The sequence below is a fragment of the Carboxylicivirga mesophila genome, assembly GCF_018271975.1.
GTDB classification, from domain to species: Bacteria; Bacteroidota; Bacteroidia; order Bacteroidales; family Marinilabiliaceae; genus Carboxylicivirga; species Carboxylicivirga mesophila.
This window is the reverse complement of sequence record NZ_JAGUCN010000019.1, coordinates 88,217-111,094: the sequence shown is the minus strand read 5'-3', so window position 1 is coordinate 111,094 and position 22,878 is coordinate 88,217. Positions and strand designations below refer to the sequence as shown.

The following is a 22,878-nucleotide window of genomic DNA, read 5'->3' as shown; positions in this document are numbered from 1 at the left end:
TTTAAAACGATGACTCGATTTCTATCCGTAATATTTTTACTGACACTGGTTCAGTTTATTGATGCTCAGAAACTGCAGGATTGGGAAGACCCGAATGTTTTCGCGATTAATATGCTGGCACCACATGCTATTTTTTATGTGTTCGATAAGCCAGAGGACGCCATGGCTATTAACTGGCAACAGTCCGATCGCTATCAGTCGTTAAATGGCACCTGGAAGTTCAACTGGTCAGTGGCTCCTCCCAAGCGACCTAAAAACTTCTACCAGTCCAATTACGATGTGAGTAATTGGGACGATATAAAAGTGCCGGCGAATATTGAGTTGCAAGGTTACTCTGCGCCAATATATACTGATGTGCCTTATCCCTTTGAACCCAATCCGCCGTTTGTGCCTATTGATCACAATCCGGTAGGTTCCTATAAGCGTAAGTTCACGGTGCCACAAAGTTGGGATGGCCAGCAGGTGATTATCCATTTTGGTGCTGTTAATTCTGCGATGTATTTGTGGGTGAATGGTCAGAAAGTGGGCTATGGCGAAGGTTCAAAAACGCCGATGGAATTTGATATTACCAAATACTTGCAGGCAGGAGAAAATGATTTGGCTGTTGAGTTGTATCGCTTCTGCAGTGGCTCCTATCTCGAAGATCAGGATATGTGGAAGATGAGCGGTATTGAGCGTGATGTGTACCTGGTGGCGCGTACACCTAATCATGTGCGCGATTTCTTTGTGCATGCCGGGCTAACTAACAACTATACCGATGGCACTTTGAGTGTTGATATTGAATTGCAGCGTGCTGATAAGGAGAAGTTGGCGCTGGGTATGGAACTGTTTGATGGAAACACCTTAATTGCCGATACCAAAAGCGCGATTAAAGGTGCACAAACACAACTTCAGCTGGCATTTCTACAGGGTATATCTAATGTAAAAAAGTGGACCGCCGAAACACCGAATCTTTACAGTCTGCGTCTGACTTTATACGATAGTAAAAAGAATGTATTGGAGTCGACGGTGCGTCGCATTGGTTTCAGAACATCCGAAATTATCAACCGTCAGTTGCTTATCAACGGTCAACCGGTTACCATCAGGGGCGTCAATCGTCACGAGCACCATGCTGTTAATGGTAATGTGCTGACCGAAGAAGACATGATTAAGGACATCCGCTTGATGCAGGAGCACAATATTAATGCCGTGCGGGCATCCCACTATCCTAATATGGCGCGCTGGTATGAGTTATGTGACGAATACGGCATGTACGTGGTGGATGAAGCAAATATTGAGTCGCATGGTATGGGTTATGGCGAAGAGTCATTAGCTAAAGATACAGCCTGGCTGGCGACCCATTTGAACCGAACCAAAAGGATGCTTGAGCGCACAAAAAACCATGCGAGCATTATCACATGGTCGTTAGGGAATGAGGCCGGCGATGGTATCAATTTTGAGAAAACCTATGAATGGATCAAGTCGCGCGATACATCGCGTCCGGTGCAATATGAGCAGGCGCGTTCAAAAGACCATACCGACATTACAGCCCCAATGTATGCGACTATAGACTGGATGCGTGAGTACATTGAAGGCGATTATAAGAAGCCATATATCCTGTGTGAATATGCGCATGCAATGGGCAATTCGGTAGGTAACCTGCAAGGCTATTGGGATTTAATAGATAGCGAACCCAGCTTGCAAGGTGGCTTTATATGGGATTGGGCCGATCAAACCTTTACGGTTAAGGACCTTGAGGGTAAGCCTTACTACGCTTATGGTGGTGATTTAGGCTACGTTGGCATCAGCAACGATTCATCTTTCTGTGCCAATGGTCTGGTGACGAGCGATCGCCTGCCTAATCCACATATCTATGAGGTTAAAAAGGTGTATCAGCCATTAAAGGTGCTGGAAGTGAATGCATCCAAGGGTGAATTTAAGCTGTGGAACCGTTTGAATTTTGTGGGTACTGATGATTATGAGCTGAGCTATACGATCAGTTACTACGGAACAGTTCTACAAACCAAAGCGATTGAGATGCCAAAGGTAGCTCCGCAGGATACAGTGGGTTTCAGCGTTAACTATGGCGAGCTTGATGGACAAGTTGGTGGAGAGTATCTGGTGACCTTTCATATCCGCCGGAAGAATTCAACGCAGCTCATAGCCAAAGGGCACGAAACCGGTTGGGATCAGTTTGTGATTAAGTCGTTTGATAGAAAGGAAGCGATTACCTCAAAGAGCAGCTATAAAGTAAAGGAAACAAGCAAGCAAATCAGCGTTGCTAATAAAACGACCAGGCTGGTGTTTGATAAGCAGAGTGGCGAATTGACCACGTGGGAAAGCAATGGTCTATCGTTGTTAGAAGCACCCCTTCAACCCAACTTTTGGCGCTCACCTACCGAGAATGATTTGGCCTGGGGCATGAATATCAAATGTGGGGACTGGAGAGATGTATCGTGGAAGGCTGTTGAAACAAAAGTGAATAAGCAAGATAATCGGGTGGAGGTCCTTATCAAACAGGCATTGAGTCAGGACAACTCCTTTGTAACTACCCGTTACGAACTATATGAAAATGGAGACGTCAATGTGTCTGTTAATTATGACATTAATGACACACTGCCCGAATTGCCAAGGGTTGGTTTAGCTTTTAAAATGGCAGCCGAATTTGACAACCTGCAATGGTATGGTCGTGGTCCGCTCGAAAGCTATGCCGACCGGAAGACAGGCATGCCGAAAGGGCTTTACCAGGGTAAAGTGTGGGAGCAGTACTATCCCTACGTGCGTCCTCAGGAAACAGGCCTTAAAGAAGATGTTAACTGGCTGACCTTAACAAATGAAGCTGGCAATGGTATCCTGATTGTAGCCGAAGGTTCAATGGCGTTTAATGCACAGCAATTCGATTTTGCTGACCTGGAGCACAATGGCCAGAGACAAATGGCGCACGGTACCGACATCGAGCCGGGTGAAACCATTTCTGTTTGCCTCGATCACAAACATATGGGCGTAGGTGGCGACACTACCTGGGGCTGGCGTGCACAGGCGCATCCACAGTATCGGGTATCGGCTGGTCAATACAGCTTTAGTTTCCGATTGAGTCCGGTGAAACTTAGCGAGGTAAATAATAAAGTGAAATATACATATAACAAATAAGCGATTGAGATAAATGGAAACCTTATTGTTTTTGTGCGGAGGAGTACTGCTTGGTTATCTGTTCCGAAAGAGGAAAGAGCTGCGGGCAGGGGTTGAGAAAAGCATCACTGTTATGATATGGCTGCTACTCTTGTTTTTGGGCATTGCCATTGGAGCTAATCAGCAGGTAATAGAAAATATCCATGTGATTGGCACAAAAGCCATGGTATTAACATTTGGTGGCATCGCTGGTAGCATTGCTTGTTCATATTTCGTTTATCGTAAATTTTTTAAAGCATGAAGGGAACACTCATCACCTTGCTGTTTTTCGTTGGAGGTTGTCTTATCTCAATCTATGGGTTGACGCCGCAGGCATTGTTGGAAAATGATTTGAGTACTTATGCCTTGTATGCTCTCATGGCCCTGGTTGGTGTCAGTCTGGGGATGGACGAGTCGTCTATCAATATCCTTAAGAAAGCCAATCTGGGCTTACTATTAGTACCCATCTCAATTGGAGTAGGGAGCATTATCGGATCAGGTCTGGCATACTTTTTAATAGCCGAATCGTTTGTAGAAGGAATGGCTGTAGGAGCGGGCTTTGGCTATTACAGTTTATCGAGTGTCATTATCTCAAGTACCTATGATACCATACTGGGGGTGATTGCTTTACTCTCTAATATTTCCAGAGAACTGTTGTCTCTGGTCTTGGCACCTTTATTAGTGAAGGCTTTTGGCAATATGGCGCCAATTGCCAGTTCAGGTGCCACTTCAATGGATACCACCTTACCGGTTATTACACGCTATTCAGGCAAAGAGTATGCAATTATTGCTTTGTTCAGCGGCATCGTTCTAACCGTGCTGGTGCCATTGTTAATACCGCTAATTCTATAAGTAAAAATCCATATTACTAAGCTAATAGATTAGTTGCAAACCAAATCTATCCCAACTAATCGATCAAATCAAATGAAAAGTAATTAGAGGCTGTCAGGCATCTGAATCAGGATGCCTTGTGCCAATATATTGCTAAATCCATTGTCGTACTAATTAATTATTACAAATGAAAAAGTTATTTATGAGGATGTCGGGTAGAAGCTTAAAAAGCTTTGTGCTGATGGCACTTTTGTTGGGCTTATCAGCAGTATCCTATGCACAATCACTGAAAACAGTCTCGGGTACTGTAACCGATGAAACAGGTTACGGAACGCCTGGCGTAAACGTGGTTATTAAAGGAACCAGCGGGGGAACGGTGACTGATTTCGACGGGAAGTTTTCAATTACAGCATCGGAAGGTGATGTGCTCGAGTTTCGTTTTATCGGCTATTTATCTCAGGAAGTGGCGGTGACAGCTCAGACTCAGGACTTGAGTATTCGTCTGCAACCCAATAACGAGCAGCTTGATGAGGTAGTTGTGGTTGGTTACGGTGTTCAGAAAAAGAGTGATTTGTCCAGTGCCGTTTCAACTGTAAAAGCAGAGGAGGCCAATAAGATTGCTGCTGCATCACCCGGTCAGATGATTCAAGGTCGTTCGGCAGGTGTATCGGTGGTAAACGGAGGAGCCCCAGGTTCGTCTCCTTATATCAAAATTCGTGGTATGTCGTCATTTGGCGACGTGCAGCCATTGTATGTAATCGATGGTATTCCTGGTGGCGACCTGTCGATGATTAATCCTGATGATATTGCTTCTTTTGAAATTTTGAAGGATGGTGCTGCAGCCGCTATTTACGGTTCATTAGCAGCTAATGGTGTTATTTTGGTGACTACTAAGTCGGGGAAAAAAGACCAGCCTGCTAAAATAGACTTCAGCATGTACACAGGGGTGCAGAGTGCTACCAATAAGTTGCCAATGGCTAATGCTGCCGAGTGGCATTCAATTATGGATCAGGCCTACACCAATTCGGTAAACGATGGCTCATTAAGCAATGATCAAAAACCTGCTTACCTACAGCCAGGTTCGGGTTTTGACCTGAATAACTATGCCGACACCGATTGGCAGGATGAAACCATCAAAACTGGTGTTATTCAAAACTACTCGTTAGGCATCAGTGGTGGTGGAGAGTCATCAAACTATAACTTCTCTACCAACTATTTCAACCAAGAAGGGGTTGTGATTAACACCGGAACAGAGCGTTATAACTTTCGCTTTAAGTCGATGTTTGAGAAGGGTAATTTAAAAGTGATGCCTAACATCATGTACACCCACACAGTAACCGATAACAACACCATGTGGATGGCCAATATGCAAAAGTCATCGCTACTGGTATCGGTGCGTGACGAATCAAAGGAGTCAGGTTATGGCTACCTTAACGAGTATGGCATTCGCACGGGAGCTAACCCCGTTGGTCAATCGGAGCTCATCAATTCAGAAACTACAAAAGATCAGCTGCAGGCTAACCTGGGCTTGAATTACCAGTTTACGAAAAACTTTTTCGCAGCCGGTAACCTTGGATACACCAAAACATTTTATAAGGATCGCTACTATTCACCAGCCTATGTGTTGGCGTCGGATACGCAGCGCGAAGATCCTTACCTGAAAGAATACCGTGCCGACTGGTCGGACCTGAACTATGACTTTACTCTTAACTACATGACGACTGTTGATAAGCACAGCTTTTCGGCAATGGCTGGTATTGTTGGGTACCGCTACGACTATCAGAATGTGAGTATGGAAGTAACTGGTGGTGCCATGTTCCCCGATTTTGGCGGTCTAGAGCCATCATTTGGCGGAATGGAGTCTGGTGATTTTATCGGAACCGGCGGTTTTAGCACGGTAACACGCTTTGGCTACATGTCGCGTTTAAATTATAGCTACGACGATCGTTACCTGTTACAGGCAACTGTGCGTGTTGATGGTTCTTCGAAGTTTGGTGCCGATAACCGCTGGGGAACTTTCCCATCTGTTTCAGCAGCCTGGAAAATTAATAACGAGTCGTTCTTCAACGGGTTGACCGATATTTTCTCAGAACTGAAGCTACGTGCATCGTATGGTGTTTTAGGTCGTGAAACCACGTTAGGAGCCTATTCACGTCAGGCCCTTGTAAGCGGTGGCTGGTGGTATGTATTTAATGGTAAGCCAGTAGGTGGTAACGGCTCTTTTGAGATGGCCAACAACCAGCTGGCCTGGGAAGAGTCAAAAACCACTAACATTGGTTTAGACTTTGGCTTGTATCAGCACAAGATTTATGGTACCATTAACTATTACCAAAACAACTCTGAGTCCTTATTGCTTGAGGAGCCGAATACACCTCCATCAAGTGGTGTGTCAGCGCCTATTGTGAACTTAGGAACTATTTCCAACAAGGGATTTGAGTTTGAGTTGGGCTATCGCGGTGCCATTGGCCAGCTTAAGTACGACCTGAAGGGTAACTTAACCACCATCAAAAACAAGGTTGAATCATTGGGTAACAGTGAAGGCATGTTGCCTGGCGATGACATTGCATGGTCGGGTTCATATACCTACTCTTCGGTAGGCGCAGCAGCTTCTCAGTTCTACATGTATAAAACAGGTGGCATCTTCCAGTCGCAGGAGCAGATCGATAACTATGTTGATGAAAATGGCAATAAGATACAGCCTAATGCCCGTCCTGGTGATGTTATCTATGTGGATGTAAACGGCGACGGCATTATCGACTCAAACGATATCTCTGAAGTGGGCTCCCCATTGCCAACCCTTGAGTATGGTTTAAATATTGCGTTAACCTACAAAGCATTTGATTTGTCGATGTTCTTCCAGGGTGTAACCGGCAATGATATTTTAAATGTGAACCGTTACGAGCTGGAAGCAGCTAACTCGGGTTACAATATTTCTAACCGTTTGACCAATGCATGGACACCGGAGAATACCAATACCGATGTGCCACGAAATGTAATTGTTGATAACAATAACAACTACATGATGTCGGACCGTTACCTTGAAGATGGCTCGTATTTCCGTATGAAGAACATCCAGATTGGTTACACGCTGCCTCAAACTTTTGCGCAGAAGATACGAGTGGATAACCTGCGGGTGTACCTGAATGCCGATAACGTGTTTACCATTACCAACTACACAGGCTATGATCCTGAAGTAATTCCGGTTAATGCGCTAACACAGGGTGTTGACCATGGTAACTACCCAATGTACAGAACATTTACAGCGGGTGTACAGATATCATTCTAATCATTATTTAAACTAAAGGCATAGGCAACAAGCAGGTAAGTTTTAATAATAAAGATGTACGCATGTACGCGATTAGACTTTACCAGTGAGTTCCATTTGTCCAATGAAAGTAATATTTAAACACATGAAAAATATAGCATTATATATCATACTGTTTGCATCGTCACTGATGATGGTGTCGTGCGAAGATTACCTGACACAGGAGTCACCCGATAAGCCAACCACCGATCAGGTTTGGGTGAGCTATGAAGCAGCCGAAAGTTACCTGGTTTCCGCCTATTCGTACCTGGCACCTACCGGATGGCGCTACCACGAGTACTATTACCTGCCTCAAAACTTCAGAGGTGATGATATGTTTCCTGAAGGAGGTACAACATCCTGGTCATATTTGGGTCGTATCGTTGGCTTTAATAACACGGCGGCTGATGGTGTGCCGGCTTATATGTGGAGAAACTGGTACAAAGGCGTAAAACTGGCCAATGATGTGATTGCCAATGTGCCGGACATGGATATGATCTCACAAGAGCAGCGCGACGAACTGGTGGCTGAAGCAAAATTCCTGCGCGGCTTCTATTTCCTGAATCTGCAGATGAATTTCCACTCGATCATTATGCCGCTTGATGTGGCCACTTCGCCTGCCGATTTGCAGATTCCTGTAACTCCGGTTGAAGGGGTATATGCACAGGTAGAAGAGGATCTAACCTTTGCAGCCAAATATTTGCCGACCAGCTGGTCTGATGATAACTATGGACGTGCCACCAGCAATGCAGCCTATGCTTTCCTGGGTAAAACCTATTTATTTGCTGAGCAATACCAGGATGCTATTGATGCATTTGCCGAAATTAAAGGGCATGATTTGGTGAGCGGAGAGGATTACCGCGGCCTATTTGATGGCAGCTACGAGCAAAACGAAGAGGTGCTGTTCTCAAGAGGCTATACCGCCGACCAGATGGACATCTTATACCTTTATCACCAGTTGGGAGTAGCCATGGCACCGGCAGAGCTAAATGGAGGATGGTTCATGGCCAGCATCTCTGATTATTTTATGAGCCAGCTTGAGGATGGTGATATCCGCAAAGCTGCTTCAGTATTGCAGGATGGCGAAACTTTTGATGGTGAGGTGATCCATTTTGATGATCCAGACTTTAAGATGAGCATTAAGTATGTGGAGTCGTTAAATGCCATTAGCACCAACCGTAGCGTGGTTGATTTAATACTGATGCGCTATGCCGATGTGGTATTGATGGAGGCCGAAGCCTATTACGAACTGGGCAAAGATGGTGAGGCACTTGACAAGGTAAATGACATACGATTGAGAGCAGGTCTGGGTGATGTGAACCTGTCGGGTACCAGCTTGCGCGATGAGATCAGAAAGCAGCGTATGATTGAGCTGGTGGGTGAAAACTCAAGGTACTATGACCTGGTACGCTGGGATATTGTTAAGGAACAGCTCAGCAATGCTGGTCAGCCTTTTGCTCAAAACTTTGAGACTAAACATAAATTTTTCCCAATACCACTTGAGGAAGTACAGCGTAATAGCCAGGTTGAGCCAACACCTGGATTCTAATTATATAATACGCAGATAAATCTTGAATTTGCCCGGCACGTATTTGTGTCGGGCATTTGTGTTTAAAGTATTGGAAATTACTAATGGCTTTATCACCTTTGCATGGTAAAAACTATCATTATGCGTTTATTTTATATACTAAGTATAGCGCTTATCGCTATCGCCTGCCAGCCACAAAAAGAGTATGTCCGTACAGAGGGGCTTATTTTCGGCACTATCTACCACATGACCTACGAAGCATCGGAAGATTTATCTGACACCATTCAAAGCACCTTAAATGCTTTCGACTGGTCCATGTCTACATATAAAGAAGAGTCGGTTATCAGTAAAATTAACCGGAATGTGTCGGACGAAACCGATGAGTACTTTCGCCAGGTTTTTAACTCAGCCAAAGAAATAACGGCCGCTACCGGTGGGGCCTTTGATATGACAGTAGCGCCACTGGTTAATCTATGGGGATTTGGTTTTTCCAAGAAAGATAGTGTTACGGAAGCCGCTATTGACTCCATCAGGCATTTTGTGGGCATGGATATGGTACGTATTGAAGGAACGCATGTGGTAAAGGATAGGCCTGAGATAATGCTCGATGGCAGTGCTATTGCCAAAGGCTTTGCTGTTGATGTTATTGCCGATTTATTAGAGGCACATGATGTTGTTAACTACATGGTGGAGATTGGTGGAGAAATGCGTGTGAAGGGACATAATCCAAATGCAGTCAACTGGCGTGTGGGCATTGATAAACCCATTGATGATCCTGAAGTGCACAACCGGCAACTGCAGGAGGTGATCAGTATCACGGATATTGCATTGGCTTCGTCAGGCAATTACCGCAATTTTTACATCAAAGGTGGCAAGAAGTATGCCCATACCATCAGTCCTTATTCGGGTTACCCCGTAAGTCATAGTTTATTGGGGGTATCAGTGCTGGCAAAGGACTGCATGACGGCGGATGCCTATGCAACAGCTTTTATGGTATTGGGCTACGAAAAGAGTATAAAGATAGTTGAAGCCAATGCCGATTTAGAAGCTTATTTTATCCTGGATGGCCATCAGGATGACTACACCATCAAAATGTCAGAAGGTTTTTCAAAGTTCATTATTGACAAGCCCTGATTCACGGCTTAACTTGCATCTTCAAATGAGAAAACTTACAGTATTTGTTAACCAAATAAATCAATTGACTCATGAGGAAGATGGCCTTTGTTTTGGGCGGACTTTTATTGCTTGCCCTGTTCAACAGTTGTGAGAATGGAACTGATGAATCTCCTTCAAAAACAGAATTATTAAACCTTAAAGAAGCTTTGGATGTATCGGCTCAACAATTGGATGATGCCGTAAATGCCATTGAGCTGTCAACAGCCTATGGTTTATTTCAGCAGGGGTCTCAGCTTAAGGGCGAACAGGAAGATGATGTACCTGCTCTTAATATTTACCTCGAAGACCTGATGGGTGTATACGCCTATGATCCTGTTGAAGATTCAGAAGGGAGCGGTAAAACCACCAATGGGCATTGCAAATCATATTTTAAGCGGATAGATGATAGTGAGTGGTTTGTGATACTTTTACCACACGAAAAAGTACTAAAGCCCCATGATTTGTTTGATTTCACTCCTGAGGATGTCATCAATAACAATTTTAAAATCACGACCACACAATTTTTATTTGAGACTGATCAAAGCATGAAGTGGCACAACTACCAGCTGGCTTCCCGTTTTGATTTGGAGGATGAATATGCCGGCGAACTTTGGGTAGAGGAAACTCGTCAGGAGTTCTTTAAATCAAAAATATATTCAAAGTTTGGCTTTACCGATGAGCATTTTATCAGCATCATGGCGCAGTTTAACGATACCATTAAACTCAGCTACAGCCTCGAGAATACCGAGCAGGATATTCTATTCAATGAAACAATGGTCTTTATCCCATTTGATGCATCAGAGGAGCTTGCATTGCAATTCGTTTATGAGATGCTGATTGGTGATATTAAGATTGTAAGAACCTTTAATGATGAGCAGCAAATAGTATATGTGGTGTATAAGGGAGGAGAGTTACAGGAGGATGCACTGGTGGAAGTGATCATGCCCAATGGTGAATTGCCAGGCAGTATTAATTGCCTGTTTATGCACATGAGTAAAGATATACGCATTACGTTTAATGATGAATCAGAGGTGCTGCTTTCCGAATTAATTGGCGATAACCAGGAAGTCCTTTCTAATCTGTTTGAACAGATGAAAGAACTCTACCTTTCGAAAATGATTGTTGATAAACTGGCATGGCAAATCTACAGAGAACAGGATTGTGAAGTGGGAGAGAAAATGAGATAATGGTGTGGGTTTGGGTGTGAATGTGAATGAAAAAAGAGGCTTTCAGGTAATCTGAAAACCTCTTTTTTACGGCAATTATCTTTAGTTCATTCTTATTCTTCCTCATCAGTGTTGTTAAAACTGGCCTTGAATTCCTGTGCCGCAAAATAACCCTTTGCTGCTCCCCAGCTTAAGGTACCTAATAGGTGGCTGCCAAAGTATATTAACGTTGCAGTTGCCAGTGCATCCAGAAACCAAGCAATGATTATCCCAGCTAGTCCTAAGTGGGATGTGCCAAATAAAGCTGGTAGTGTCTGAATGCCTGTTAATCCATGAAGAGCCAGGGCTGCCCAAAATCCAAAGCAATACGGACATTGCCAACCTTCATATAGCTGGCGAAGTGGTTTTGGTAATAATCCGATTAGCTTTGAAAACCAGGTTCCCCATTCAGGTAACTTGCTCCATATTAAAATGTGCAGGGCCAAGCCCATAAGAGCTAATTCCAAATTTATTGTATTATCCATAATTTAATATTTAATCGAGAAATAAATCTATAGTTGTTGATTACAAATATTTATATGTTAATTTTATTTTTTCAGGATGCTATTGTAGTAAGATGTCCAAGCCATCTTTACAATCTCTTGTTCGTTTGACTGCTTCGTTTGAATCAAATCTATTGCCGCATTAATAGTTGAGAAATAAAGCTTTTCTATCCATTCTAATGTGTAAATTGGTTCCAGTTGCTTCCTGTTCTGTAGAGTTTGCAACAACTTTCTGAATAAATGCATCATCTCCTGAAAGTCAGCTGAGGTCGCTTCCAAGTCTTCCATACTATCTCTATAGGTGTATAAGAAGCGATATCTGGAACCACTTTCGATATCGTTGTAAAACATCGTTTTGAGCTGGTCAATCGGATCTTCTGAAGACTTAACGGCTAACTTAGTTTTATGAAGACAAAAGTTGCTAGCATAAGCAGTTATCTCTGCTATTAAATCAGATTTACTGCTGAAATAGCGGTGTAAAGTGCGTCGACTAAGGTGAATAGATGCGCCAATTTCTTCTATCGATGCTGATGGGTTTTTGCTAAAAATATCAATGGCGCCAGTTATGATTTTTGTTTTAGTATCGTTCATAATGTCTCATTAGTGTGACAAATGTAAAAATGTCACACTAATGAGACAAGTTATTTAAAAGAAATTAACATTTATTCATTCTTATTGAGAAGTGAACCGTGATCTATTAGAATGTTCAAGGTGCATTGCAGCGAAGTAATTTGGAATCAACGTACATGTTTCATTTTCAAATTGTTCCTCGTAAATTATCTTCCAGCTATGCGCATCAATAATCTTAAAAACAGAAAATGAATATTAGTATACCTTCTATCAAAAAAGCATTAAGCGGGTGGTGCGCAGATAGGATGGTACACCAAAAAGGAACAGCCTCCATAATGTAACTATAGTGCGATGGCATAAAGATATCAGCTCTAAGGTAAGAATAAATCAGGGCAACCAACCATGTGTCATTGGCAAGTGCTCTTTAGTTTGTTTTTTTTGAGCGAATAGACTTGATATGAAATACTTATTTAGCAACTTGTCGTCTGGCTTTCGTATTCGCCATCCAGCTTAAGCGGTTTAATATTAAAGGCTTCTTTACGCGCCAGCTTATCTTGTGTAGTGGCACAATAAATGCCTTTGTCATTCAGCGCTTTGTTTCCTCCAATGTGTGTATTAGGAAACTTGCCATTCTTTTGCAGTAAAATCCGAATGGACATCAACACAAACACAATTCCCATCAACACAACACTCAATAATAAAACCGGCCACATAATCTATCTGTTTAAATTCGGTACAAAAGTACTAAAATTTGCTATTAACCAAACAAACGACCTCGTTCATATGTTTGATAGTTGCCCAATAAAAAATCAACATTCTTGCTAGATTTGTGATCAGCAACTAAAAAACAGTAAAAATCATTTATATGTCTGTAGAAGGAAGTGAACTCAGCTTCGCTGAGTTTAAGAAAGAAGTGATTACCGACTATAAAATAGCCTGTGTGAGCCGCAATATGAGTTTATTGGCTCGTAAGGAAGTGCTTGGAGGAAAGGCAAAATTCGGAATTTTTGGTGATGGCAAAGAGATCCCCCAGATTGCTATGGCCAAACAATATAAAAATGGCGACTGGCGCTCGGGTTATTACCGCGATCAGACTTTTGTGCTGGCGGCGGGTATGATTACACCCAAGGAGTTTTTTGCACAGTTATACGGAGAAACACGAACCGAATTAAACCCGGATAATGGGGGGCGTTCGTTTAATAACCATTTTGGCACAAGGCTAATTGATGAGGATGGCAACTGGAAGAGCCAAACCGCTATGAAATGCACCTCGTCTGATATCTCGCCAACGGCCGGTCAAATGCCTCGCTTGGTAGGACTGGCAATGGCTTCAAAATTATACCGTAATAATCCGGCTCTCAAACAATTGGATCAATTCAGCATCAATGGTAATGAGGTGGCTTTCGGTACTATTGGTGATGCCAGTACATCCGAAGGACATTTTTTTGAAACGCTCAATGCAGCAAGCGTGCTGCAGATTCCAATGGCTGTGTCTGTGTGGGACGATGGCTATGGCATATCGGTGCCTAAAAAGATGCAAACGACCAAGGAAAGCATCAGCAAGGCATTAAAAGGCTTTGAGAAGGGACCAAAGGACCAAACCGGGATGCTTATTTATACGGCCAAAGGATGGGATTATGCAGGCTTATGCCAAATGTACGAGGAGGGTATTAAGCGATGCCGCGAAGAGCATGTGCCCGTTTTATTTCATGTGGAAGAGCTGACACAGCCTGTTGGCCACTCAACCAGTGGTTCGCATGAGCGCTACAAAACGCCCGAACGCCTGCAGTGGGAAAAAGAATATGATGGCCTGGTGCAAATGCGCCAGTGGATGATCAAAAGTAATCTGGCTACCAATGAAGAGCTGGATGGTATAGAGCAGGATGCTACTGCGGAAGTGAAAGCCGCTCAAAAGGAAGCCTTCAAAGAGCTAATGGAAGCTTTTAAGGCGGAGAGAAAAGAGCTGTTGGATATCATTACACAAAAGAACTGCGTGTGTAATGAGATAAAACAGGATAAAATAGATGGGATTGTGGCTGGTTTGCAGTCCAGCCTTTCGCTTAACAGGAAAGAGATACTGAGTGCGGCCCGCAAAGTGTTGCGCCACTATTGCTCGGCCTGCGAAAAACCCAATAGTATGAAATCGCAGTTAAAAGCATGGGTAAAAAAGTACTTTGATGAAGGCCATGAAAATTACAGTAAATGGCTATACAGTGAAGACGATAACTCAGCTCTTAAAGTAACACCTGTTGCACCGGCTTATGCCGATGATGCACCAGGTGTTCCGGGGCGCGAGATCCTGAGGGACAATTTTGACTATATTTTTGGCAATAACCCTAAAGTGGTCACCTTTGGTGAGGATACCGGCTTTTTAGGAGGGGTCAATCAGACCCTGGAGGGTATGCAGGCTAAATACAGTGACTGGCGCGTTCGTGATACTGGGATTCGTGAGACAACCATATTGGGTAAGGGCATCGGCTTAGCATTACGTGGATTACGCCCCATTGCCGAGATTCAGTATTTCGATTACCTCTTGTATGCTTTACAAACCATGAGTGATGACCTGGCAACCACGCGCTACCGTACTAAAAACGGGCAAAAAGCACCGGTGATTGTGCGAACCCGTGGCCATCGTCTGGAAGGTATCTGGCATAGTGGTTCGCCACTGAGCATGGTGATTAATTCCATACGTGGTGTGTATGTATGTGTACCACGTGATATGACGCGGGCAGCAGGCTTTTATAATACCCTTCTGTCAGCCGATGATCCGGCATTAGTTATTGAACCGCTTAATGGTTATCGACTGCGCGAGAAGCAGCCTTCTAACATAGGCGAGTTCAAGGTGCCGCTGGGTGTACCTGAAATCATTCATGAAGGAAGTGATGTGACTTTGGTGACCTATGGCTCATGTGTGCGTATTGCACAGGATGCGGTGAAGCAACTGGCGGATATTGGTGTTTTTGTAGAATTGATTGATGTACAAACCTTGCTACCATTTGATGTCAATAAAGTCATTGCAGAATCCTTAAAGAAGACCAATCGTGTGGTTTTCTTCGACGAAGATGTACCAGGTGGTGCAACGGCTTATATGATGCATAAAGTGGTGGAAGAGCATGGTGGTTTTTATCACCTCGATGCAGCTCCTAAAACAGTAACTGCTAAAGATCATCGTCCGGCTTATGGTACAGATGGTGATTACTTTAGTAATCCCAATGCAGAGGATGTGTACGAAGCGATTTATGCCCTGATGGCAGAAAGCGATCCCAAACGTTTCCCTGCTATTTATTAAAACAAATATAGTCTATCAACTAAAAGCCTGGTCCGATATAACTGTTTATCGACCAGGCTTTTTTTATTCGATTAATCAGCCCTCCGAAGAAGTCAGATAAGATAATAATATCAAAACCCTATATCAGTTTTCCTTTTAAGCGAATAAATACAAATAGTATTCCTATCGCCAGCGCATAGGAGGCAATAACAGGAAAGCCAAAAGCTGATGGCAGTGTTCCTATTATTAAGGCAATGCTGCCAACCACTAATGCGTAGGGCATTTGGGTTCGCACGTGGTGAATATGATGGCACGAGCAGGCCAGGGAACTCAATATGGTTGTATCCGAAATAGGCGAGCAGTGATCGCCTAATACCGAACCAGCCAGTACGGTGGATACAGCGTTATAAAACAAGGGTAATATCGCCTCAGTATCCATGCCCGCTTCCAAACCTATTTTCCATATGGCAGGCAATATCAATGGATAAATGATGGCCATGGTTCCCCAGCTGGAGCCTGTGCTAAAGGCAATGGCGGCAGAGAATACAAAGGTGAGAGCCGGTATAAATTCAGGACTGATATTGATGCTGGTTAACAAACCGGTGATGAATTCTGCCGTGTGCAGGTGTTCGGTCAATAATGCCAATGACCAGGCCAGTGACAGTATTAAAATGGCATGAAACATGGTTTTGAAACCATTGATTAAGCCTTCGATGCTTTCCTTCAGGTTTAAAATGCGCTGCGAGGTGGTTAACAGCAATGCTGCAAATACGCCTGCTAACGACGACCATATCAGTGCATTGAATACATCGGCATCGCCAATGGTTGTGGAGAGTTTACTGGTAAAACTTAAGTGGTCATTTCCCCATATGGCCGGGTTCCATCCTGTATATATTAACCCGGCTATGGTACCTGCTACCACAATGAAAACCGGTATAACTGCATTAAACCAGCGAGGCTGTACATCCTCAGCTACTTCAAGCTCTTTCATAATCTGTGGTGAACGACCCTTTTTCTCAGTTGATCTTTGAGTGGCCATCTTTGCCTGTTTTTCGGCCTTCAGCATGGGGCCAAAATCACGCCTTTGCCATATCAGCATGGGCACAAAGATGAGGGTTAATATAGGGTAGAAAGAGTATTTTAACGATTGAAGAAAAACAGAATAGGCCGATGATGACAAGCCAACTTCAGCAATACCCTGCTGGATGTAGCTTAACTCAGCGCCAATCCAGGTGGTGATAAAAGCGATAGCTGCAATGGGTGCCGATGTTGAATCAACAATATAAGCCAGTTTTTCGCGAGATATCTTCAGTTTGTCAGTTACAGGTCGCATTGTGTTACCTACCACCAGCGTATTGGCATAGTCGTCAAAAAATATCAGCATCCCCATTATGTAGGTGATAAACTGACCGGAGCGTCTGTTATTGGCATATTTTGATAGGATATTCACAATGCCTTTCATTCCGCCGTTGAGCGATATAAGCGTCACCATTCCGCCAATGAGCATGCTAAAGATAATGATCGATAAGTGCTCATGGCTGAGCAGGGCATACATCAGGTAGGTGTCAATAATGGCAAAGGCCCCTTTAAAAATAGCGACAAAAAAGCTAATGCCCGAATATTTGTAGATAACGGAGGTGCCTATTAGTAAGCCTATGAAAAGGGAAGAGAATACTTCTTTGGTGATAAGCGCCATGACAATAGCTATCAATGGGGGCAGAATAGATAACCAGAGAGGAATAGGCGTAATGCGCTTACTTTCAATCCGGCTTTGTTGTATTAATTGAACTTCTGACGCTTCGGTAAAAGTATATTCAAGGTACAGCCCCTCTTCATCGGACAGAATTTCACGTTTAACACCATCAATCATGAGAATGGGTTCCACAAAATCATCTGCATTGGCAGTCTGTATCCTTATAACTGTGGGTACATGCTTCATTATAGCCGGTGGAAGTTCCAGGTATGATGTTGAAACATCATCCGCTTTAATGAGCGATAAAGGCGCCAGCAGGATAAAAGTGATTAACAAAAGTCGGTTCGCAATTAGCTTTAGCATTTTTGGAATTTTTAATTTAATAAAACTAAAAATTTGGGATCGGTAAGCTCAAAGAATGAAATACTTCGGCTTATGAACCTGCAAAAATACATTTAAATGCTTGTATTCTCCTAAGATATGTATTAAATTGATGTCAATGTCAAGTAAATGAAGTGGTTATATTTCACCAGCTTTTGGTAAACGGTCATATTTTATTGAGGAATGTTTCTTTTTTATCATGGGAGCTTCGATATAAAATAGTACATTTAAACAACCTGATTGACCAAGAGAGATAGGCGAAGCAATTAAACCAACGTTTGTGGTGGAGAATTAAAACAGTGTTAGGAAAGATGAAAAGTTTGGATTTTGACATATTTAAGGCACAAAAGCCAGGATTAAAACCTGCTAAAGGTCGCATACTAATAGCGGAACCATTTTTACAAGGGCCCTATTTTAACCGTTCAATAGTTATTTTAACGGAACATAGCGAGGATGGCGCCGTTGGCTTTGTATTAAATAAATCATCTGACCTGTACCCTGATGAAGTCATTGATGATCTTTTTAATTTTAAAGGTGAATTGTTCGTTGGCGGACCTGTGTCGTCTAATACCCTATATTTTATCCATACATTAGGTGATAAAGTGCCTAATGCAGTTAAAATAACCGACTCTCTCTATTGGGGGGGCGATTTTGATGCGATTAAGAACCTGGTCAATACAGGTTTGGCTGATCATACCCAGGTGAAGTTCTTTGCTGGCTACTCAGGCTGGGCACCAGGTCAGCTTGAAGGAGAGATTGATGAAAACTCATGGATTGTGGCCGACGTGGATGATGAAATGATTATGAATGAGGATATTGATCATATTTGGACACATGCCATGGAAGGTCTTGGCGATGTATTTAAAGCCTGGACTAACTTTCCTGAGAATCCTGCATATAATTAGCAGCATCTTCATTTAACCACCGACAAATATCTTTGCTGAGCTTACAGAAATAGCGCTTTTGTTTTAAGCCTACTACCCATTGTATGCCTTGTATGGCATTGCTTAGAAATACTTCTTCGGCCTGTAAAAGGGTGTTAAGATCGGCACCACTAACTTCATGCACGCGTTGGTGTTTCTCTTTCAATAAACGAATGATCTGCTTGCGCATTATGCCATCTACGCAGCCGGTTGAACGCAATGGCGTAAATACCTCATGGTTAATCACCCAAAACAGGTTAGAGGCCAATCCTTCAATGATGTGATGGTGTGAGTTGAGGATAAGCACATCATCTTTACCTTGTTCTTTCTTAAATAGCCCGGCCATTACAAACAATAGTGCATTAGCAGTTTTATAATGGCTAAAATGGTTGATGTGTTTTTGGTCAGCGGTATATACATCAATCAAAAGCCCTTTGCTGTTCAACTCATAGCCATTGCTTGTGAGTGGCGATACCTCAATCAGGTAGTTCACCTTATTGCCGGCCGGGGTATACAATCCGCCCTCTTCTCTGAAGACAGTCAGTCTGGCCCTCACATCGCCAAACAGGCGGTTTTTTTGTATCAGGGTGCTGATTTCTGCTGCAAGCACGCCAGCTGGCGGCAAGCTTTTTACATCCATCTTTAGCAGGCTCATGCCATTCAGCAGGCGCTGATAGTGATCGGTAAACCAAAGCGGGCGCTGATGCATGCAACGTATGGTTTCAAACAAGGCATCGCCGTACCTGAAGGCCCGGTTGTCGGACCTTAGAACAGGCGAGTCGTTTAATAACCTATGACCATTTAATACAATGTAGGACGGCTGTGGCATTAGTGCTTAATAATTGTTTGGCAAACAGGTATGATTGAACTGTTTTTATCTATCAGAAAGCACTGCTTCAGGCCGGCTGCTTTGCCCGCCTCAATGTCTCGTTCCGAATCGCCTATCAGGTATGACTGGCTTTTGTCTATCTGGTGCTCTTCTATGGCCTGAATAATCATGCCAGGTTGCGGTTTACGACAGTCACATGGTTCTACACTATCGTGATGCGGGCAATAGTAAATATCGGTAATGCGAATATCGTTATCAAACATCAGCTGCAGGAAGTGTCCGTGCACCATTTCAACATCATCTTCGGTATACTCGCCTTTGGCAATACCTCCCTGGTTGGTGATAACAAACAGCTTGTAGCCTGCATTCTGCAACAGTTTTAGCCCTTCAATAATGCCTTCGTTCAGTTTGAAGTCTTTGATTTTGTATATGTAATAATGGCCTTCATCATTGTTGATAACACCATCTCTATCGATAAAAACTGCTTTTTGACTCATATTTAAAATATAGAAATTAATTCGTTGAAGAATCGGCCCAACAACGAAGGATTTAACAGGATTGGAAACACAAAGCCATATACGGCTCCCCAAAAGTGCGCATCATGGCCAATATTGTCTGTATTTCGTTGCGACATTACCCTTGAATAAATCAAATAACCAATACCGAGTAATATACCCGGAACAGGAATGAAATACAGGTAAATAATGCGAAATGGATCATACAAAATGCTGGCAAAAACAACTGCTGACACAGCCCCTGATGCTCCAATGGCGTTGTAGTTATAGTTATCCTTCTCTTTTAGATAAGAATAGATACTGGATACAACAATGGCAGAAAAAAAGAACAGCAAAAAGACAATATTACTGTTACCCGGCAGACTGCGCATAAAATAGAACAGGACTGCACGGCTGAATGACCATAACACAAACATGTTGATGAGCAGGTGCATCCAGCTGCCATGGAAAAATCCATGACTAATCCATCGTAGATATTCTTTCCGATGCTTAATTTGCCAGGCATTGAACTGGTATTTATAAATCAGTTCGGGCTGACTAAAGCCGGCAATACTGATTAAACTGATGACGATGATGATAATAATTGCGATATTCATTCTAAATGCTTGTTGAACGTCATGAAAGTATGACAGACTCTTAGTTCATAATTTTAAAGATTAACTCTTTGAGCAGTTCACCCGATTCTGTTGTGGCACTTCCAAATCCCTTCGATTTCATGTCGTACTCGCGAATAAGACTGATGATTTGTACCACCTTACGAGCCGGATAGTGTCGTGCCCCGGTAGTGTAATCTGCCACAAAGAAAGGATTTATTTTCAAGGCAGCAGCCACGGCATTTTTAGATTTATCAGGCAGGTAATAATAGGCCAGTAGTTTTTGAAAATAGCCAAATAACGTGACAGTCGTCATCTGAATGGGGTAGGCCTTGGGGTTTTTGCCGAAAGCCAGGATGATTTTATTGGCCTTGGCGATGTCTTTATTCAGTACAGCCTTTTGTAGCTCAAAATTGTTGTAATCCTTACTGACCCCAATGTTCTTTTCGATGTGAGCTGAGTTAATTTGGGTGATGTCGGCGCCTATCGCCAGTTCCAGCTTATCAAGTTCGTGTGCAATTTTCGATAAGTCGCTGCCCAAAAACTCAGTCAGCAATGCCGATGCTTTGGGCTCAATGGTTTTTCCTTTTGACTGCAGATAAGTGCTGATCCACTGAGGCACTTGATTATCGTATAGCTTCTTGGCTTCAAAGAGGATGCCGTTTTTAGCCACACTTTTATAAAACTTCTTGCGCTTATCAAGTGTTTTGTAGCGATAGTTAATCACCAGAATGGTTGACATGAGCGGATTATTGGCATACACCTCCAGGTCTTCAATTTTAGGAATATTTTGAGCTTCCTTTACTATAATCACCTGGTATTGCGACATCATAGGAAAGCGCCTGGCGGCATGGATAATATCCGTTGTATCCACGTCTTTTCCATAAAGAATGGTCTGATTGAAACCCTTCTCTTCTTCAGTCAGTACGTTATTGGCAATATAGTTGGTTATCTCATCAATGAAATAGCCTTCATCGCCCATTAAAAAGTAAATAGGGCGATAGTTTTTTTGTTTTAGTTCCTGTAATATCTGCTCAAAAGTCATCAAACTGTATTCTTAACTGTCAAATTTCAGGTGTTTTACTGATTTGCCATTGTTCATTATGGTAGACAGGGCCTTGATACCCAGTTGAATATGTTTCTGAACAAAATTCTCAGTAACTACCTTGTCGCTGGCCGTTGTTTTAACGCCCGTTGAAATCATTGGTTGATCAGATACCAACAACAGAGCTCCAGTTGGTATCTGATTATAAAAACCGACTGTAAAAATAGTTGCTGTTTCCATATCTATTGCCATGGCGCGCGTTTTTTCCAAATACTTTTTAAAGCGCTCATCGTATTCCCATACCCGTTTGTTGGTGGTGAAAACAGTGCCGGTCCAATAGTCCATTTCACTATCGCGGATAGCACTTGATACGGCACGCTGCAGGCTAAATGCCGGTAAGGCTGGTATTTCGGGTGGCAGATAATCATCGGAGGTACCATCGCTGCGAATGGCGGCAATAGGTAGTACAAAATCACCCAACTCGTTCTTCTTTTTCAATCCGCCACATTTACCCAAAAACAACACGGCTTTAGGTGATATGGCACTCAACAGGTCCATCATAGTAGCTGCATTGGGGCTTCCCATACCAAAGTTGATAATGGTGATACCATTGGCACTGCAATTGGGCATACTTCCGTTACGTCCGATAATTGGGGCATCGTACCACTCCGAAAACAGCTCAATGTAATGGTTAAAATTAGTGAGCAGGATATATGGCGTAAATTCCTCCAGTTTTCTACCGGTGTAGCGGGGTAGCCAATTGTCAACAATTTCTTTCTTGGTTTTCATCCGAAAAAATTTTTAAGGTTAAGTGCGGTAGCGGTTTCGCCTGGCACGATGGGAATAAAGTGCGAGATGCTGAATTTTATTCTTCACGCTAAGGTAACTTTTTCTGTTGAATTTGATTTATTTTGTTGAAAAATTAGACGTTCATGCAACAACTTAATCTTCCTGCGGTACAACTCAAAACAAAGTCTGTTGGCAGCAAGTTTCAGGTATTTGATGAGGTGCGTAAGAAATATGTCGCATTAACGCCTGAGGAGTGGGTAAGGCAGCATTTTGTGCACTACCTGGTTAAGCAGCTTAATTATTCCCCTGGTTTAATTGCAGTAGAAATGCCGGTAAAGGTCAATGGCTTGAGTCAGCGAGCTGATGTTGTTCTATACAATAAAAAAGGACAGGCGGTAATAATTGTGGAGTGTAAGGCGCCTGAGGTGCCGGTTACAAGGCAGGTGTTTAACCAGGCTGCCCGTTATAATACACGCTTAAATGTTGATTATCTGATTGTAACAAATGGCATGCAGCACTATTGTGCGCGGCTGCTTAATGAAGAAGGTCATTATGAGTTACTTAAATCAATACCCGAGGCCACTGAGGTGTATAAATAA

The 22,878-nt window shown here is 43.0% G+C and carries 19 protein-coding genes; 10 read left to right on the top strand and 9 right to left on the bottom strand.

Annotation, left to right across the window (positions count from 1 at the left end; all coding sequences use genetic code 11):
• The first annotated feature begins 9 nt into the window (after window positions 1–9).
• The 7 genes from lacZ to KEM09_RS15850 all read left to right on the top strand — a co-directional run bounded on the left by lacZ (window position 10) and on the right by KEM09_RS15850 (window position 11,152).
• Complete coding sequence (lacZ, locus tag KEM09_RS15880) at window positions 10–3,129, top strand: beta-galactosidase, LacZ type (protein ID WP_212229781.1); 3,120 nt, start codon at window positions 10–12, stop codon at window positions 3,127–3,129.
• Window positions 3,130–3,142: 13 nt separating this feature from the next.
• Window positions 3,143–3,409, top strand: a complete 267-nt coding sequence (locus KEM09_RS15875) for a LysO family transporter (RefSeq protein ID WP_212190471.1) — start codon at window positions 3,143–3,145, stop codon at window positions 3,407–3,409.
• A complete protein-coding gene (locus KEM09_RS15870; RefSeq protein ID WP_212229779.1) occupies window positions 3,406–3,999 on the top strand; it encodes a LysO family transporter in 594 nt (197 codons plus the stop codon). The genes KEM09_RS15875 and KEM09_RS15870 overlap by 4 nt, the downstream gene beginning before the upstream one ends.
• Window positions 4,000–4,165: 166 nt before the next feature.
• Window positions 4,166–7,264: a SusC/RagA family TonB-linked outer membrane protein gene (locus KEM09_RS15865; RefSeq protein WP_212229776.1), complete on the top strand. Its 3,099-nt coding sequence runs from the start codon at window positions 4,166–4,168 to the stop codon at window positions 7,262–7,264.
• A 124-nt stretch (window positions 7,265–7,388) separates the two neighbouring features.
• Window positions 7,389–8,831 carry a RagB/SusD family nutrient uptake outer membrane protein gene (locus tag KEM09_RS15860; RefSeq protein ID WP_212229774.1) on the top strand — a complete coding sequence of 481 codons (1,443 nt, stop codon included), beginning with the start codon at window positions 7,389–7,391 and terminating at the stop codon, window positions 8,829–8,831.
• 120 nt (window positions 8,832–8,951) lie between these two features.
• Entirely contained in the window at window positions 8,952–9,944 is a 993-nt protein-coding gene (locus tag KEM09_RS15855) for an FAD:protein FMN transferase (protein ID WP_244825055.1), read from the top strand.
• 71 nt (window positions 9,945–10,015) lie between these two features.
• Complete coding sequence (locus KEM09_RS15850; protein ID WP_212229770.1) at window positions 10,016–11,152, top strand: hypothetical protein; 1,137 nt, start codon at window positions 10,016–10,018, stop codon at window positions 11,150–11,152.
• A gap of 92 nt (window positions 11,153–11,244) precedes the next feature.
• On the opposite strand, the gene KEM09_RS15845 is transcribed toward KEM09_RS15850, so the two are convergent.
• From KEM09_RS15845 to KEM09_RS15835, 3 genes are all read right to left on the bottom strand, one after another.
• Window positions 11,245–11,655 (bottom strand): hypothetical protein, encoded by a 411-nt coding sequence (locus KEM09_RS15845; RefSeq protein WP_212229768.1) that lies wholly within the window; start codon window positions 11,653–11,655, stop codon window positions 11,245–11,247.
• Window positions 11,656–11,718: 63 nt separating this feature from the next.
• Window positions 11,719–12,264 (bottom strand): TetR/AcrR family transcriptional regulator, encoded by a 546-nt coding sequence (locus tag KEM09_RS15840; protein WP_212229766.1) that lies wholly within the window; start codon window positions 12,262–12,264, stop codon window positions 11,719–11,721.
• A gap of 449 nt (window positions 12,265–12,713) precedes the next feature.
• A complete protein-coding gene (locus KEM09_RS15835) occupies window positions 12,714–12,956 on the bottom strand; it encodes a hypothetical protein (RefSeq protein WP_244825053.1) in 243 nt (80 codons plus the stop codon).
• Between the two features lie 152 nt (window positions 12,957–13,108).
• Between KEM09_RS15835 and KEM09_RS15830 the strand changes: the two genes are divergently transcribed.
• Window positions 13,109–15,532: an alpha-ketoacid dehydrogenase subunit alpha/beta gene (locus KEM09_RS15830; protein WP_212229764.1), complete on the top strand. Its 2,424-nt coding sequence runs from the start codon at window positions 13,109–13,111 to the stop codon at window positions 15,530–15,532.
• A gap of 118 nt (window positions 15,533–15,650) precedes the next feature.
• Here KEM09_RS15830 and KEM09_RS15825 read toward each other — a convergent pair whose 3' ends face one another.
• A complete protein-coding gene (locus KEM09_RS15825) occupies window positions 15,651–17,567 on the bottom strand; it encodes a Na+/H+ antiporter NhaC family protein (protein WP_212229762.1) in 1,917 nt (638 codons plus the stop codon).
• Between the two features lie 329 nt (window positions 17,568–17,896).
• Here KEM09_RS15825 and KEM09_RS15820 point away from each other — a divergent pair, with 329 nt between their 5' ends.
• Entirely contained in the window at window positions 17,897–18,490 is a 594-nt protein-coding gene (locus KEM09_RS15820; protein WP_212229761.1) for a YqgE/AlgH family protein, read from the top strand.
• On the opposite strand, the gene KEM09_RS15815 is transcribed toward KEM09_RS15820, so the two are convergent.
• Genes KEM09_RS15815 through KEM09_RS15795 form a run of 5 tightly spaced genes read right to left on the bottom strand, consistent with a single transcriptional unit; the run spans window position 18,459 to window position 22,279 of the window.
• A complete protein-coding gene (locus KEM09_RS15815; RefSeq protein WP_212229760.1) occupies window positions 18,459–19,337 on the bottom strand; it encodes an aminotransferase class IV in 879 nt (292 codons plus the stop codon). The genes KEM09_RS15820 and KEM09_RS15815 overlap by 32 nt on opposite strands.
• Complete coding sequence (locus KEM09_RS15810) at window positions 19,337–19,834, bottom strand: D-glycero-alpha-D-manno-heptose-1,7-bisphosphate 7-phosphatase (protein WP_212229759.1); 498 nt, start codon at window positions 19,832–19,834, stop codon at window positions 19,337–19,339. Before KEM09_RS15810 ends, KEM09_RS15815 begins: the two co-directional genes overlap by 1 nt.
• Window positions 19,835–19,836: 2 nt before the next feature.
• Window positions 19,837–20,448: a rhomboid family intramembrane serine protease gene (locus KEM09_RS15805; protein WP_212229758.1), complete on the bottom strand. Its 612-nt coding sequence runs from the start codon at window positions 20,446–20,448 to the stop codon at window positions 19,837–19,839.
• 40 nt (window positions 20,449–20,488) lie between these two features.
• A complete protein-coding gene (gene holA / locus KEM09_RS15800; protein ID WP_212229757.1) occupies window positions 20,489–21,490 on the bottom strand; it encodes a DNA polymerase III subunit delta in 1,002 nt (333 codons plus the stop codon).
• 12 nt (window positions 21,491–21,502) lie between these two features.
• Window positions 21,503–22,279 (bottom strand): AMP nucleosidase, encoded by a 777-nt coding sequence (locus KEM09_RS15795; RefSeq protein WP_212229756.1) that lies wholly within the window; start codon window positions 22,277–22,279, stop codon window positions 21,503–21,505.
• Between the two features lie 143 nt (window positions 22,280–22,422).
• Between KEM09_RS15795 and KEM09_RS15790 the strand changes: the two genes are divergently transcribed.
• A complete protein-coding gene (locus tag KEM09_RS15790) occupies window positions 22,423–22,878 on the top strand; it encodes a type I restriction enzyme HsdR N-terminal domain-containing protein (protein ID WP_212229754.1) in 456 nt (151 codons plus the stop codon).